Origin of the sequence: Caballeronia sp. SEWSISQ10-4 2 (assembly GCF_030464885.1) — a bacterium.
Lineage (GTDB): Bacteria > Pseudomonadota > Gammaproteobacteria > Burkholderiales > Burkholderiaceae > Caballeronia.
On the sequence record NZ_JALPRJ010000003.1, the window covers coordinates 140,036 to 153,609 of the forward strand.

The following is a 13,574-nucleotide window of genomic DNA, read 5'->3' on the forward strand; positions in this document are numbered from 1 at the left end:
CTTGCAGAAGTGCGTAAGGCCCCGTCTAACTTGGCGATGCGGTTAGTTGGCGAGTAAGAGAACTCCCAGAACGAATATCGATCTGATAAAGATTCTGGGAGTTTCGGAGTGGTCGCCAATGAGCACGCCTGATTTTTTTTGTAGCCGTCTGGACGCGATGATTGATCTGCGTCACCCGCTTGCCGTGTTGGCAACGAAGATGTCGTGGGCTTCAATCGAAACGACACTTTCTCCCCTGTTCGAGCGACGCTCACGCGATGGGCGGGTAAGCGAGGCGGTTGACCTGTTTGGCTCGAACTCGCTGGAACTTGCCGGTGGCGTCAGTGCGGCTGGACGTCCGCGCCTGCCTATGCGGCTAATGGTGGGTCTGCTGTACCTGAAGCACGCCTACAACGAAAGTGACGAAACGGTGTGCGAGCGCTGGGCGCAGGACGTGTATTTCCAGTTCTTTTGCGGCGAGGAGTATTTTCAGCCGCGCCTGCCGTGTGACCCGACCAACCTGGTGCGCTTTCGACAGGCGCTGGGCGAAGCCGGTGTCGAGGAGTTACTTGCGGCGACGATCGCGGCTGCGGTGCGGATGAAGGCGGTGACGCCCGTCGAATTCGAGCGCGTGATTGTCGACACCACGGTTCAAGAGAAGGCGATTGCGTATCCGACCGACAGCCGTCTGCTTGAGGTGACGCGGGCCAGACTCGTGAAGTTGGCGCAGCGCGCCGGGTTGGCGTTGAAGCAAACTTACGAGCGTGAAGGCAAGCGGCTGCGGCGCCGCGCAGGCGGCTATGCCCATGCGAAGCAGTTCAAGCGCCTGCGTCGTGTACTCAAACGTCAGCGCACAATCTTGGGACGGTTGCTGCGCGATATCGAACGCAAGCTCTCCGGGGCTTCGGACGAACGGCAGGCACAACTGCGCGTCTGGCTTGAGCGGGCCTGGCGCATTTGCCGCCAACGTCCAAAGGACAAGAACAAACTCTACGCACTGCATGCGCCTGAAGTTGAATGCATTGGGAAAGGAAAGGCGCGCCAGCCCTACGAGTTCGGCGTCAAGGTGAGCCTCGCGATCACGGAGAAACAAGGGTTGATCGTCGGTGCCCGGGCATTCCCCGGCAACCCCTATGACGGCCATACGCTGGCCGAGCAACTCGAACAGAGCTCCATTCTGTTGCAGGACCTGCCCGGTACACCGCAGCCCAAGACCGTATTGGTCGATCTCGGGTTTCGTGGCGTCGACTCGGAGGTATCATCAGTACACTTGATTCATCGCGGAAAACACAGGACGCTGACCAGCACGCAGCGCCGCTGGCTCAAGCGACGGCAGGCGATCGAACCGATCATAGGCCATGTGAAGCACGACCACGGTATGCGTCGTTGCTGGCTCAAAGGGCAAACCGGCGATGCGCTGCATGCCGTGCTGTGCGCCACGGGCTACAACCTGCGCTGGCTGTTGCGTGCGATTGTTCGCCTGGGTCTGCGGCCCATCTTTTTTATCCTCGTCTGGCTCCATTGGATCGTCAAAGTCCCGTCGCATCCGCTACTTGCGCACCGGGAACGCTTCCGGCCGCTTAGCCTTGCCGATCCGACAAAATGCGCCATCGGCGTCGTGCATCAAGCAAACTGAATTTTGCAGGGCCGACTAATTATTTCCGACGATTTCCTTGTTGGAGAAATCGATGGCAATGTACTTCTCATGAATCAAAATGCCGCTGATAAAGACGACCGCACTCAAGTCAAGCAGATAGATGAGCAGAAGTTTACGGCCGACTTGAAGGCGAGCCAGCAACCGGAAAAATAGGGTCCGCTTCATGGTGTGCAGCCAGTTCAATGTTGGACGATCGATCGTTGGCGACGATGAGCCGCGATCCTGTCGGCGCTTGGCCAGTACTGGCCAAGCGTTGGAGGCGCATTCGGTGACGAGCCCCGAACGTATGACAGTTGGATGACAACGACACGCCTACTCATGTCATATCGGCGCGTCTTCCGATTACTTGAGCATTCGCTTACTCTTCACCCTGGAGGTGCGCGTGTTATCGCTTTGGTGCGGGACGCTCCGCTTGAAACATTCCGTCGCCTTTGGGGTCTGGCTCGTTCACAGCGGCTGAATGCGCTCGTCGTCAACCCCTCAGTAGAACCGCTGCCGCCGCGTTGTTGCAGCGCATCCTCGATCAGTCGACATCGAGTTGCTGCGGTGTGTTCTTCGTCGTTCTTATTTCGCCAAACTCCCTACTATCAAGATAATTTTTCTTATCTTCAGTGCCATGATTTCCGGCCAAACTCGCCTTCATGAAAACGCGCCTCGCGTGCCCCTCCGATTCTGTCCCGACACCGGACGGCTTTCGCGATGCAGACTCACTAGCCGCGCTGCGCGCCTGGTATGTCGGCCAGCCTACGCGTGAAACGATCAAGCGTTACTTGCCCGGGAGCGTGAGCGAGGGACAGTCCGCGCGTGGCATCCTGGGATGCATCCGTCGCCAACTGGTCGACGTGGCTCGCAGCCTTCACCGCAAATATCTCGCCATGCTGTTCGAGCATCCTGCGGCCGAACGTATCGAGCGGGCCAGGGCGGTGATGCACGCGATCGGGGTGCTACGGTCGTTGCAGGCGCCGGCGCCGCAGGTCAGCGATGATCGAGAACACGGGGGTACGATCGTCGAAATATCTAAACAACGTGATCGAGCGGGACCATCGCCACATCAAATCCAGAACGAATGTGATGCTCGGTTTTAAACGGTTCAGGAGCGCCGCGATTACGATTTCAGACATCGAGATAATGCATCGAATTCGCAAGGGCCAGTTCGATCTCGCGAAGCTCGGCATCAAGGATACCGCTTCACCTGCCGCATGGAATGCGGTCTTGTCCGTTCGATAAGGTATCCATACCTATATGGAACTTCTTAACCGGCTCACACATTTGCACCGGAACCCCGGATATCGCTGTCCATGTGTCGTGTGTCGTCGAGCAGCGTTACGCGGACGGGAGATACGCCTCATCGAATAACGATTCGCCTTTTATCCCTCGCGCGCGCAGGAGCTGCTCAATCTCAGACAGCACTTCGGGATCGTCGATTGTGGGCGGAATTGATATGGTTTTCCCGTCAACAATTTGGAGGAGCGACCGCCTGAGGATTTTTCCCGAGCGCGTCTTCGGCAATCGGTTAACCACGAATGCGGCCTGTACGGCTGTCACTGCGCCGACATGCTCCCGTACGGCCTGCATTGCTCTGGACTCGGCCTCTGCAGAATCAATGTTTGCCTGGTCCTTGAGGACCATGAAGACCACGGGTACCTGCCCCTTGAGCGGATGGGACATACCCACGACGGCGCACTCAGCTACCGGAGAAAGCCTCGCAACGACTTCCTCGATCGCACCCGTCGAAAAACGGTGACCTGCAACGTTAATGACGTCGTCTGTACGTCCCATGACATAGATGAAACCATCCGCGTCAATGTATCCGGCGTCGCCCGTATCGTACCAACCTGGGAATCGCTTGAAGTAAGAGCTTTCGTAACGTGAATGAGCCTTCCAGATGGTCGTCATGACACCCGGGGGCAAAGGCAGTCCGCAAACGATATTACCGGAGACGCCCGCAGGAACCTCATTCCCATCGTCGTCGATACAACACACGTCCCACCCAGGCATCGCGCGACCCGCCGATCCTCGACGTCTTTCCTCCCCCGCATCCTCTTCCACTGTTGAAGCGGCAATCGCCCAACCGCTCTCGGTCTGCCACCAATGATCGATGGCCGGTACGCCCAGCAGATCTTCCGCCCACTTCACTGTCGGTGTGTCACAGCGCTCTCCTGCAAGAAAGACCGACCTCAAACAGCTGACGTCGTGATGCCACACGCGCTTGTCCATGCAAGGCTCCCACAGGAACTTGCCGTCTGGATCTTCTTTCCTTATCGCACGCAGAGCCGTCGGCGCAGTGAACAGAACATTGACCCTGTGCTTGGCGACGACACGCCAGAACGATGCCGGGTCGGGTGTGCCGACCGGTTTCCCTTCGTACAGTACAGTGGTACATCCGTTGAGAAGGGGGCCATAGACCATGTACGAATGGCCAACCACCCATCCGATGTCCGAGGCTGCCCAGAAAACGTCACCTGGCAGGCACCGGTAGATGTTGTTCATCGACCAGATGAGCGATGTCATGTAGCCGCCAGTGTCCCGTACGATACCCTTGGGGGCGCCGGTGGTGCCGGAAGTGTGCAGAATATAGAGTGGGTGACCTGACGGAACGGAAACCGCGCTTGACGGGTGTGCGTCGCGCATGGCCGCATCCCAGTCGATATCCTCAGGTTTCGGCGCGACAGTTGCGGTCTCGCGTTGGTACAGGATGACTGGCCCTTCCCACGCCGCGAGTTCGGCCGCTTCGTCGACCGTCTCCTTGTACGGTATGCGGCGCTTGCTTTCAAACCCGCACGACGCCGTGACGATTGCCTTCGGACGAGTATCGCTCAACCGCGTGGCCAGCTCTTTGGCGGCGAACCCTCCGAACACGACGCAGTGCGTTGCCCCGATTCGGGCGCAGGCTAGCATGGCAATGATCGCTTGCGGAATGACGGGCATATAGATAACAACAATATCGCCAAAGCCCACCCCCTGGCTTTCCAACACACATGCGAATTTCCCTACTTGATCAGTGAGCTCAGCGTATGTGATCGTCTGCGCAACACCGGTCACCGGACTTTCGTATGCGATCGCGACTTGCTCGCCACGGCCTGTCTCGACATGCCGGTCAAGACAGTTATAGCTCGCATTGGTGAATGCACCATCGAACCACGAGAAGCGGTGTCCCGGCTGCTCCTCAAGCACGTCGTTCCATCCATCCATCCAAGTCACGTACTTGGCCGCATTTGCCCAGAAGGCAGGCGCGTCAGTCTTCCAATCTTCTCGAATTTCGGTGTACTTCATAGCGTCTCCTGCACAATTTCCTTGAACTGACAATAGCCCTCGACCGCTTTCCGAGCGGGCGGGCACGAGTGTCCTTGGTGTTCGCCAGCATGCTCAAGAGCCGATCGTGCGGACCTCGAACCGAGCGCTGACGGCAAGCTCCATCCATCCGACGTTGTCACGACTAGTCGTGTCATCGTGCTTCTTCGCATATGTTGTGGTTTCCGAATGATTCGTGAATGCTTGCTTTTAAAATAAAACGTGGACTTATTTTAGGGTGATCCGGAAACAAGATGGCGGTGATCAAACAGAAACACACTGTTCCCTGGATGGAAACGGTAGTCGTTGAAACGATCTGACTTGGAGGACCGGATTTCACATATCGTCTCGTCCTCTTCGTCTGAACAACCGTTCTGGATATTTTCGATTCGGAAACAACTTGTTCTGCGTTACGGGACACCCACCTCCTGCCTAAGTTCGTAGAATGGTTTCCATAGACAGTCCGCTCCGTTAGTTCGGGAGACTTCTTGCATGGAACACGTAGCGCGCTTCATATCAAATGCTTTCCCAAGAGGGCAAAATGCAGATTCAATATCTCACCAACAAGAGGTAGCGGTAGTCACCGGAGCGGCGTTGATCAAGCGACAGCACGATTGCTAATTTCAGAGGGTATCGCCACCCTCCCGTGCTGACGCAGACACAGCACCGCTTTTACCGTTGCCTTGACCGCTCCGACCATGACGGACCACTCGCAGTGACCAGCAGTGGCCTGCGCTGGCATCGTCAGGGGCAGTCGGCGACCGGTCATGATGCCCTCGCTCGCGACAATGCATGACCGGCCGGCTGCGCTACGGGTTACGCATGTGATCAGCAACCCATTCGTCGTCGAATCGAACTTGGATGAATGCAGCACGGAGTCGTATATGACGGCATACCGGTTCGATGACGGTAGCGAGCACGAGGGGCCGGCAAATCGCGGAAAGTTGGCACTGCGGCGGGAAGGCTCGGTTGCGCTTTACTCTTTCCAGCACGCTGACGATACGTGGCGCGCGGGCCCTCCTGAGACAAGGCACCGGACAATACGCGTCTACGCAAGTGCCGGGTGAATGCAACATCGGCAGCCCGAACATCAGCGAACGCGTTCAGAAAACTACCTGGGATCACTCTGATGGATGAGTCAAAATACCTCGCCCCCGAAGACCTGCGGGAACTGGAAACGTGGGCGATTGCCTGGTATGAGGAAGCGGTCAAGGCAGAATTTATAGGTACTTCCTATCATCCAGATACCGCGACCGTGGGCCGTCTGCGGGGCTACTTTAAAGTCGGGCTGTCGCCCGCAGAGGCCGCTCACGCGTGCTTCGGCGGCAAGCACTAAGGAAAGGCTGGTTTATGTCGCACAGGCTGTCGTCGAAATTGGTGCGCGGCCTGGTCAATGGTGGCACCGTAGGATGATGCTCAATTGAGATCGAACCGATCGTAACCGTTGAAAGAAAGCGTGGACCTTGCTAGCTCCATAAGCTGAGACTCAGTGATTGCTCGTCCAGAACAGCTAGCAATCGGGAGTGGTCGCAATTGTCTGGGGCGCTTTGGCTTACACCGTTACGACGATTTTCCCGAACTGGCTGTTGCTCTCGAGGTAGTGATGCACTTTCACCATCTCATCGAACGCGAACGTGCTATCGATCACCGGTTTGAGCGCGCCGCTTTGGAGGCCCTTCAGGACGTAGTCCACCGCAGCCTTCCGGCGTGTTTCGTCACCCACCGTCAGCCAGATGTTGTACCCCTTAATAACCGGAGTTTTGGCGATCATCGCCATCACGGGTAACGGAGTCTCGCCCTCGGCGAGCGCGCCATAAATGTACACGGTGCCCTGGACGGCCAGCGCCGAGACCAACTTCGGGAAGTTCGGGCCGCCGACCGCGTCGAAGGCGACGCGTGCCCCCTTGCCATCGGTGATGTGCATCACTTGTTCCACCAGATCAACTTCATCTGTTACGATCACGTGCGCGGCGCCGGCATCGAGCAATTGCTTCGCCTTAGCTGACGTGCGTGTTAGTGCGATGGAGGTAGCGCCGGCATAATTGGCGATTTGAATTGCCGCGAGCCCCACGCTGCTTGAGGCAGCGGGAATGAGGACGAAATCACCTTTACCCACCTCGGCGTCCTCGATAAGCACGCCGTAAGCTGTCAAGAACATCATCCAGACCGACGCCGCTTGCACGAGCGAAAGTAACTTCGGGTGCTTCACAACAGCGTAATCCGGTACGGTGATGACTTCGCCATATGTGAAGTACTGATTCAACGAGAACGACGGAATCACGCTGACCTCGTCACCCACCGCTAAACCGGTCACGTCAGAGCCGACGGCATCGACGAAGCCTGCAGCCTCGTATCCGAGACCCGCCGGAAATTTGACCGGTTCCATGTACACGTCTTTGCGCCACATCGAGTCGGCGCGGTTTATTCCGATGGCCTTGACGTTGATGCGGACTTCGGCTGGACCGGGAGCGGGCACTGCTGTCTCGACGAATTCCAGGACTTCAGGGCCGCCCGCTTCGGCAAACTTAATGGTGCGCAACATCACAATCTCCAGGTTTGACCGGCGAGACGGGCACCGCTCGACTCGGACGGTTTCGACGGCTGCCAAGGTGCTGGCGCGCCGGCACAAGGCGTTAAGCGGCGGCACTGGGCCTGGCGGATACCACGTCGTACCATCGCTGAAACGCGGTGAGTTCTGCCGGTATCGGCATCTTCAACGCGTTGGTCGCGAAGTCGACCGTTACCAGCGTCGTGATGTCCGCCGCTGAGAATTCGGCCCCAGCGACGTATCGCACCGTTCCCAACCGCTCGTTGAAGTCCGCGAAGAAGTTGATCACACGTTGTTTGCTTCGCTCAGTCAGTTCGGGAATCTGATCATAAGCGTGCGGACCCGACAGCGCGCGGCCTTTCAACCCGGCGGCCGCGTTGCGCACGCCTTCCATCACCGGCGCGAAACCGTCCAGTTCCGCGCGCCGCTCCCACATCGTGACGAGCGCCTTCGACGTGGTCGTCGTGCCGAGCAATGGCATCTGTGGATACGCTTCCTCCAGATAGCGCCAGATAGCGGGCACTTCTGCGATGACGGAACCGTCGGAAAGTGCCAAAGCCGGCACCTGGCTGCGCGGATTAATTGCGCGAAAGGCGTCCGAGAACTGCTCTTTGGCACCGAGGTCCACAGGCTTCGTCTGGATATCTAGTCCCTTCTCCGCGACAAAGATACGCACACGGCGCGCGTTCGGCGAGCCCTTGTATTCATACAGCACAGGCGCGGCGGTTGTCATTTTGAATTCTCCTTTGGATCCGCTATTACTCGGATGACGCGGTTCAATCGAATTTCCGATGTACAGAAGCGTTGTTCGCCTTTGTTAAACCGTCGGGTTGCAAACATTGGCGAGCGCGACAGTCGTAAACCGGAGCATTTCGTCGACCCGCCAGTGACCATGCGCTCGCCTACACCGTTACAACGATTTTCCCGAACTGGCTGTTGCCCTCGAGATAGCGATGCACTTCCACCATCTCGTCAAACTTGAACGTCCGATCGATGACAGGCTTGAGCGCACCGCTAGCAAGACCTTTAAGGATGTAATCCACGGCTACTTTCCGCCGCGCTTCGTCAGCGACAACGGCAGAAAGGCTGTAAACCTTGATCGTTGGCAACTTGCGAAGCAGCTTCAGGATCGGTATCGGGGTTTCACCTTCGTCAAGCAAGCCGTATAGGTAAGCGATGCCCCGATGAGCCAATGCCTCAATCAGTTTGGGGAAGTTTGGACCACCCACTGGGTCAAAGATGACACGTGCACCCTTACCGTCAGTGATACGCATCACTTCTTGCAACATGTCATCCTCTTCTGTGGCAATGACATGGGCCGCCCCGGCCTCGATAAGTCGATCCCGTTTCGCCGACGTACGCGTGAATGCAATGGGCGTCGCCCCAGCGTAGTTAGCGAGTTGAATGGCAGCAAGGCCAACACTGCTGGATGCAGCCGGAATGATAACGAAGTCGCCTTTAGTCACCTGGGCATCTGCAATCAGCGCACCGTAAGCTGTCAGATACATCATCCAGATCGACGCGGCATCGGTGAACGAGAGCGACTTCGGATGCTTTACGACGACGTTATCCGGCATGAGCACTACTTCGCCGTAGGCGGCGTATTTGTTCATTGAAAACGCCGGGATCGTGCTCACCTCGTCGCCCACCACGAGTCCCGTGACCTCCTCGCCCACTGCATCAATGACGCCGGCGATCTCGTAACCGAGTCCCGCCGGGAACTTCACCGGTTCGATGTACGCATCGTTGCGCCACATCACATCTGCGCGGTTCAACCCGATTGCCTTGACCTTGATTCGTACTTCATGTGGTGCCGGTGCGGCCACTTGCTCGTCGATGAATTCGAGGACTTCAGGGCCGCCGGCCTTCGCGAATTTGATGGTGCGTGACATTAGATGCTCCTGGATGGAATGAGATACTGACTTGCGCAGAAATCGACAAACGATGACCTACGCAGTTTTCACGCTCTGATGCGAGATGCACGAATCTGCGGGATAAACGGGCGCAAACGGTTCCGTTTCGATAAGGAGAGTAGTGATGGACCAACACCATCGCGTGGCGAGACAACACCAGGCCGTGAGCTCGAAGCTTTTTGACTATCGATACATCGCTGGTTAGATCTACGCTCGGCTGCTATCAACGAACAATTCGATAACCGTTAGGTTGCCTTAAGCTGCAAGCGCATATCGATGACGATCACCATCGTTCCATAGATCATGACGACGCAGACCGCGAATGTCAACAGTGCCCACCATCGTGGTGTGGGTAAATATTAAAATTGACGCGCAGGTGAGGAGAACAGTTCATGGATGTCTCAACACAGCAACCATTCAGAATCGGCAGCCGATCAGCGGCGCGTCAGCGAGCAACGCCTTGTTCACGCCTGCAATCCTCCCTACTGCATCCGCAGCTGCTTGTGTGTTGTAACCCGCCACGAGCACGTGAATGCCGCTACCGATCTTCTGCGCTGTTGCGATCGTGTTCAGCGTCGCGGCCTTGATCGACGTGTTGTCGTGTTCTGCCAATTACAAAATTCGTCATTTCGTCTGTCTCCGCGTTCTGCTTAAAACACCGTGCCTAAGTTCTATAGCTTCTCGACCAGCGTTTGCACATCTGTGTCAACGGGCCATCCATCGAACCCGTTCGAGCGTCATCGCGTCCAGAGGATCCCCTGCTCCTTCAGAATGACCGACATATCGACCATCTTGCCATCCATGGCCGTCACCGCGCCCGCGCCTGTCCTCGGCTTCCATCACGCGTGTCGCCGCCCACTTACGCTCGACGTCGCTCCTTGCGAGGGCTGAAGCGTGGCATCGAGCTGCCTCGGATGTTCGACGAGCATGATGAGAATCGCGTTGAACACGGCCAACTGCTTCGGCGTCGTGCCCTTGCCGGTGAGCTGCAGGAGCACGAAATCGCCGAAATTCTTGTGCCCAAGCTACTCTTCGGGTAATTCCTTGCCGCGCACGAAGATACAATGGGGTAGGCTGTATGCGATATCAGATCGCATCGGCGGTTTCGGTTTATCTTCAGCGAAAGATGGGATCGATCCGTGCTTTCGCACAGTTCCGCGTAACCGTTGTTGAGCACGACCACGCTGCGATAGATCACGCTGGACCGGAACCGTACGACGCTGCCCCCTTGTCGGCCACCTTGCGCTCGATCAACACGAGCGCGCCCTTGCCCGGCCCCTTGTCGACAGTGCGCGCCACGCGCGAACGGCCGATTACGGTCACCGCGGAAGTCAACGGTTTGTGAATGTGCAACGTCTGCTCGCTGTGCAGCATGCGGACCCAGTCGATCCCGCTGCGGGGATCCCTGACCCAGAAGCCCGGATAACCAAGCACGACGGCAAATGTCGGCGGCACGCGCAGATGCTTCTCGTAGACGAACGCTCTTTCGTCCGGGTCGAGCGGAAGCAAGCCATACCTATGCCGAGGCCGTACAGGATTGCATCACGGGGCCGTGTAATGCTGCTCGATGTCCTCGAACGGCCAGAAGTTGTGGCAGCTGATGGTCATGATGACCGGTCAAGCATTGATCTTGGAGGGCCATTGGAACAGCAACGCCGCCGCTTCCTCGAAGCGGCTGTAGCATACATGCCTAACCACCCACATTACGCCCTCGACATGATGTTGCTGTGCGAGCGGTAGTCCGTCGCCTACTCGCTGAGTTTGTATAACCTCGCGGAGATGAAGGTCGAGAGTCGAATTGCCGTCGATCTATTCGACAGTGCACCCCGGATGATCAAGATGGTGCCGCTTTTGGAAAGGACGTTTCGTCGTCGTAAGAGGCCGGTGGGCAAAAGCTCGCAGGCGGACGAGATCCTCATTCGGTTTAAAGGTGAAATGATCTGTCTCTACCGCTCCGGCGCCTTGAGATCCCAACCGAAGCAACGACGTCGCATCGGTTAGGGTGATGCAACTGTTCGTTGCCCGCGCAGCGATACCTGCGCCCTCACACGGGCGGTATTGAATGCGGCTGCTTCCTGCTTTCGCCTACTTCAATGGTGAGAAGTCTGTCGGACGCATGATCCGCGACTCCATGCTAACCAAGATGTCCAGCGACTTCACCTTACGACCAAATTCCTGCCAGCGGCTGTCGGCGGCCATCCTGTCTCGGCGCTCAAGCCGATCGTCAAGGCTTTTGTAGGCCCAGATGTGAGCAATCTGACTGATGTCGCCAATTTCAGTGGTAAAGAAACCAATCAGTTCGCCGAGAAATTCCTGCTGAAGCGGAAGCCCCTCTCTCCTGTACAAAGCGAGCCAATCGGCACCGCGCAGTGGCTTGAAAGTATAGGTTCGGATTTCGTAAAGCACCTGATATCTCCATAACGATATAAAAGATCCTGAAGAACTCAAGGTATGGGCAGCCTCGATAAGTACTTCGATACACTGCGGCCGGCCCATACAAACTCTTGATTCAATTCATAGTTCGCTGGATGCATGTTATGCGCATCGTCAGGACTAGCTTTTTACAGCGAAGCTGCCGGCGAAACTCATTGCAGCCGCGACCATCATGTAGAACGCTGGGGAAAGTGCCGAATGTGTCATCGAAATTAGCAACGTGATGAAGAACCCCGCAAATCCGCCAAATACGGTCACCGCCAGATTGTAGGATACGGATATACCGGTCGACAGTACCCGTGACGGAAACAGTTCCGCCAACGCCGCCAGCAAAGGCCCTGAATAGCATGCACTGAATACACCAGCGACCACGGAAAAGACCGTTAGAGAAAGAAGCGTCGGCGTGCGCGAGATGTAAGCAAACATCGGGCAGGCGGTCAAGAAGATCGCGGCAGCCGATATCATCAGGAACCGCCTGTGGCCCCATCGGTCTGACAAGATGCCAACCAGTGGCGACAACACCATAAACACAAATCCCCCTACTGTCACCGAAATGAATGCGAGCTTCTGCGACTGGTGCAAAGCAGTGACGACATAGGTTGGCATGTAGTGCATGTATACGTAGGTACACGTGGTCCACAATGCAACAAGCGCGCAACTTGCTAAGGTTTGCAGACGAAATTCCTGGAGCACTTCGGTGAGCGGAGACGACGAGCGCTCAGTCATATGAGCCGCAACCGGACTCACATCAATTCGAGTACGAATGTAAAAGCCCACCGGACCGACTACGATTCCAAAGAGGAACGGAACGCGCCAGCCCCAACTGTATAGCTGATCGTGGGTTAACAGGATTGTCGCAAGCGCCCCGATCAACGCACCGAGCACGATGTTCAGCGCAATGCTGGACTGAATCCAACTCGTGTAGAACGCCCGACGTCCGGCGGGCGCGTATTCGATCAGGAACGCACTCGCACTACCCATTTCGCCGCCGGCCGAAAAACCCTGCAGCAAACGCGCGAATACGAGCATGATTGGTCCAAGCATGCCAGCCGACAGGTAGCTAGGCGCAAGCCCAATTAATGCCGTGCCGAACGCCATCATCAAAACCGAGAGCGACAACGCCTGCTTGCGTCCTACGCGGTCCGCGTAGATGCCAAACACCATCGCGCCGATCGGACGCATGATGAACGCCGCGCCATACACACCGACGGTCAACAAGAGCGAACTCAATGGGTTGTCCATCGGGAAAAAAAGCTTGGCGATGATCACCGCGAAAGCGGTATACACCGTGAAGTCAAACCACTCAAGACCATTGCCGATGGTCGTCGCAATAATGGCCTGTCGACGCTGTGAAGCGTTTGGCGCCGCGCACGTGGCGACCTCCAAACAGGGATTTACTGATATGGATGACATGGCACAACCTGTAAAATTTAAATCTGAATTTCGGGCAGCCTGGCGGCGAGCGCGGTCCGATCCGGCACGAACGCGCATGACGAACTGCCCGGTTTCGCTCATCCTTAACGATAATTCGGACACTCCGCGGTCTCATTTCTCTACAGCGCCAACAACCCACAGTCCGGGTCAATCGCAGCAATCTTGTTTCGCCCGTGGGCATAACGCGACGCTAAGAGAAAAGTGTTGAATTGCAGCATCAGTGAATCTTCGGTGCATATATCGCACAGCACCTGCGGCAGGTGCCAAATCGCGTAATAGCATGCTTTCACATCCGTCGGGTAGAGACAATCATTGCCTG

At 56.8% G+C, this 13,574-nt stretch carries 12 protein-coding genes and 2 pseudogenes; 3 read left to right on the forward strand and 11 right to left on the reverse strand.

Features of this window, described 5'->3' with window-relative positions; translation table 11 throughout:
- Positions 1–118 precede the first annotated feature (118 nt).
- Positions 119–1,615 (forward strand): IS5 family transposase, encoded by a 1,497-nt coding sequence (locus tag M0D69_RS03290; protein ID WP_301780644.1) that lies wholly within the window; start codon positions 119–121, stop codon positions 1,613–1,615.
- Positions 1,616–1,630: 15 nt separating this feature from the next.
- On the opposite strand, the gene M0D69_RS03295 is transcribed toward M0D69_RS03290, so the two are convergent.
- Positions 1,631–1,819, reverse strand: a complete 189-nt coding sequence (locus tag M0D69_RS03295) for a hypothetical protein (protein WP_301780645.1) — start codon at positions 1,817–1,819, stop codon at positions 1,631–1,633.
- Positions 1,820–2,346: 527 nt separating this feature from the next.
- Positions 2,347–2,568, reverse strand: a complete 222-nt coding sequence (locus M0D69_RS03300) for a hypothetical protein (protein WP_301780646.1) — start codon at positions 2,566–2,568, stop codon at positions 2,347–2,349.
- 67 nt (positions 2,569–2,635) lie between these two features.
- On the opposite strand from M0D69_RS03300, the pseudogene M0D69_RS03305 reads away from it, so the two are divergent.
- Positions 2,636–2,863, forward strand: a pseudogene (locus M0D69_RS03305) (DDE-type integrase/transposase/recombinase); the annotation flags it as partial.
- Between the two features lie 96 nt (positions 2,864–2,959).
- Here M0D69_RS03305 and M0D69_RS03310 read toward each other — a convergent pair.
- The gene (locus M0D69_RS03310; RefSeq protein ID WP_301780647.1) at positions 2,960–4,909 is read right to left on the reverse strand and encodes an AMP-binding protein; all 1,950 of its coding nucleotides are present in this window, start codon (positions 4,907–4,909) and stop codon (positions 2,960–2,962) included.
- Between the two features lie 1,147 nt (positions 4,910–6,056).
- Here M0D69_RS03310 and M0D69_RS03315 point away from each other — a divergent pair.
- The gene (locus M0D69_RS03315) at positions 6,057–6,263 is read left to right on the forward strand and encodes a hypothetical protein (RefSeq protein ID WP_301780648.1); all 207 of its coding nucleotides are present in this window, start codon (positions 6,057–6,059) and stop codon (positions 6,261–6,263) included.
- 216 nt (positions 6,264–6,479) lie between these two features.
- Here M0D69_RS03315 and M0D69_RS03320 read toward each other — a convergent pair whose 3' ends face one another.
- The 8 genes and pseudogenes from M0D69_RS03320 to M0D69_RS03355 all read right to left on the reverse strand — a co-directional run bounded on the left by M0D69_RS03320 (position 6,480) and on the right by M0D69_RS03355 (position 13,357).
- Positions 6,480–7,469 (reverse strand): zinc-dependent alcohol dehydrogenase family protein, encoded by a 990-nt coding sequence (locus tag M0D69_RS03320; RefSeq protein ID WP_301780649.1) that lies wholly within the window; start codon positions 7,467–7,469, stop codon positions 6,480–6,482.
- Between the two features lie 91 nt (positions 7,470–7,560).
- Complete coding sequence (locus M0D69_RS03325; RefSeq protein ID WP_301780650.1) at positions 7,561–8,208, reverse strand: glutathione S-transferase; 648 nt, start codon at positions 8,206–8,208, stop codon at positions 7,561–7,563.
- A 169-nt stretch (positions 8,209–8,377) separates the two neighbouring features.
- Positions 8,378–9,367 (reverse strand): zinc-dependent alcohol dehydrogenase family protein, encoded by a 990-nt coding sequence (locus M0D69_RS03330; protein WP_301780651.1) that lies wholly within the window; start codon positions 9,365–9,367, stop codon positions 8,378–8,380.
- Between the two features lie 453 nt (positions 9,368–9,820).
- Positions 9,821–10,000: pseudogene (locus M0D69_RS03335) on the reverse strand (electron transfer flavoprotein subunit alpha/FixB family protein); the annotation flags it as partial.
- Between the two features lie 227 nt (positions 10,001–10,227).
- Complete coding sequence (locus M0D69_RS03340; protein WP_301780652.1) at positions 10,228–10,386, reverse strand: hypothetical protein; 159 nt, start codon at positions 10,384–10,386, stop codon at positions 10,228–10,230.
- Positions 10,387–10,582: 196 nt separating this feature from the next.
- Entirely contained in the window at positions 10,583–10,897 is a 315-nt protein-coding gene (locus M0D69_RS03345; RefSeq protein WP_301780653.1) for a MaoC family dehydratase N-terminal domain-containing protein, read from the reverse strand.
- Between the two features lie 576 nt (positions 10,898–11,473).
- Positions 11,474–11,794, reverse strand: coding sequence for an NIPSNAP family protein (locus M0D69_RS03350; protein WP_301780654.1), 321 nt, complete (start codon positions 11,792–11,794; stop codon positions 11,474–11,476).
- Between the two features lie 147 nt (positions 11,795–11,941).
- A complete protein-coding gene (locus M0D69_RS03355; RefSeq protein WP_301780655.1) occupies positions 11,942–13,357 on the reverse strand; it encodes an MFS transporter in 1,416 nt (471 codons plus the stop codon).
- Positions 13,358–13,574 lie beyond the last annotated feature (217 nt).

Excerpts from the sequence above, each read along its gene's own strand:
- M0D69_RS03315 (WP_301780648.1), top strand. The coding sequence starts at position 6,057 with ATGGATGAGTCAAAATACCTCGCCCCCGAAGACCTGCGGGAACTGGAA.
- M0D69_RS03290 (WP_301780644.1), top strand. The coding sequence starts at position 119 with ATGAGCACGCCTGATTTTTTTTGTAGCCGTCTGGACGCGATGATTGAT.
- M0D69_RS03320 (WP_301780649.1), bottom strand. The coding sequence starts at position 7,469 with ATGTTGCGCACCATTAAGTTTGCCGAAGCGGGCGGCCCTGAAGTCCTG.
- M0D69_RS03330 (WP_301780651.1), bottom strand. The coding sequence starts at position 9,367 with ATGTCACGCACCATCAAATTCGCGAAGGCCGGCGGCCCTGAAGTCCTC.
- M0D69_RS03325 (WP_301780650.1), bottom strand. The coding sequence starts at position 8,208 with ATGACAACCGCCGCGCCTGTGCTGTATGAATACAAGGGCTCGCCGAAC.
- M0D69_RS03310 (WP_301780647.1), bottom strand. The coding sequence starts at position 4,909 with ATGAAGTACACCGAAATTCGAGAAGATTGGAAGACTGACGCGCCTGCC.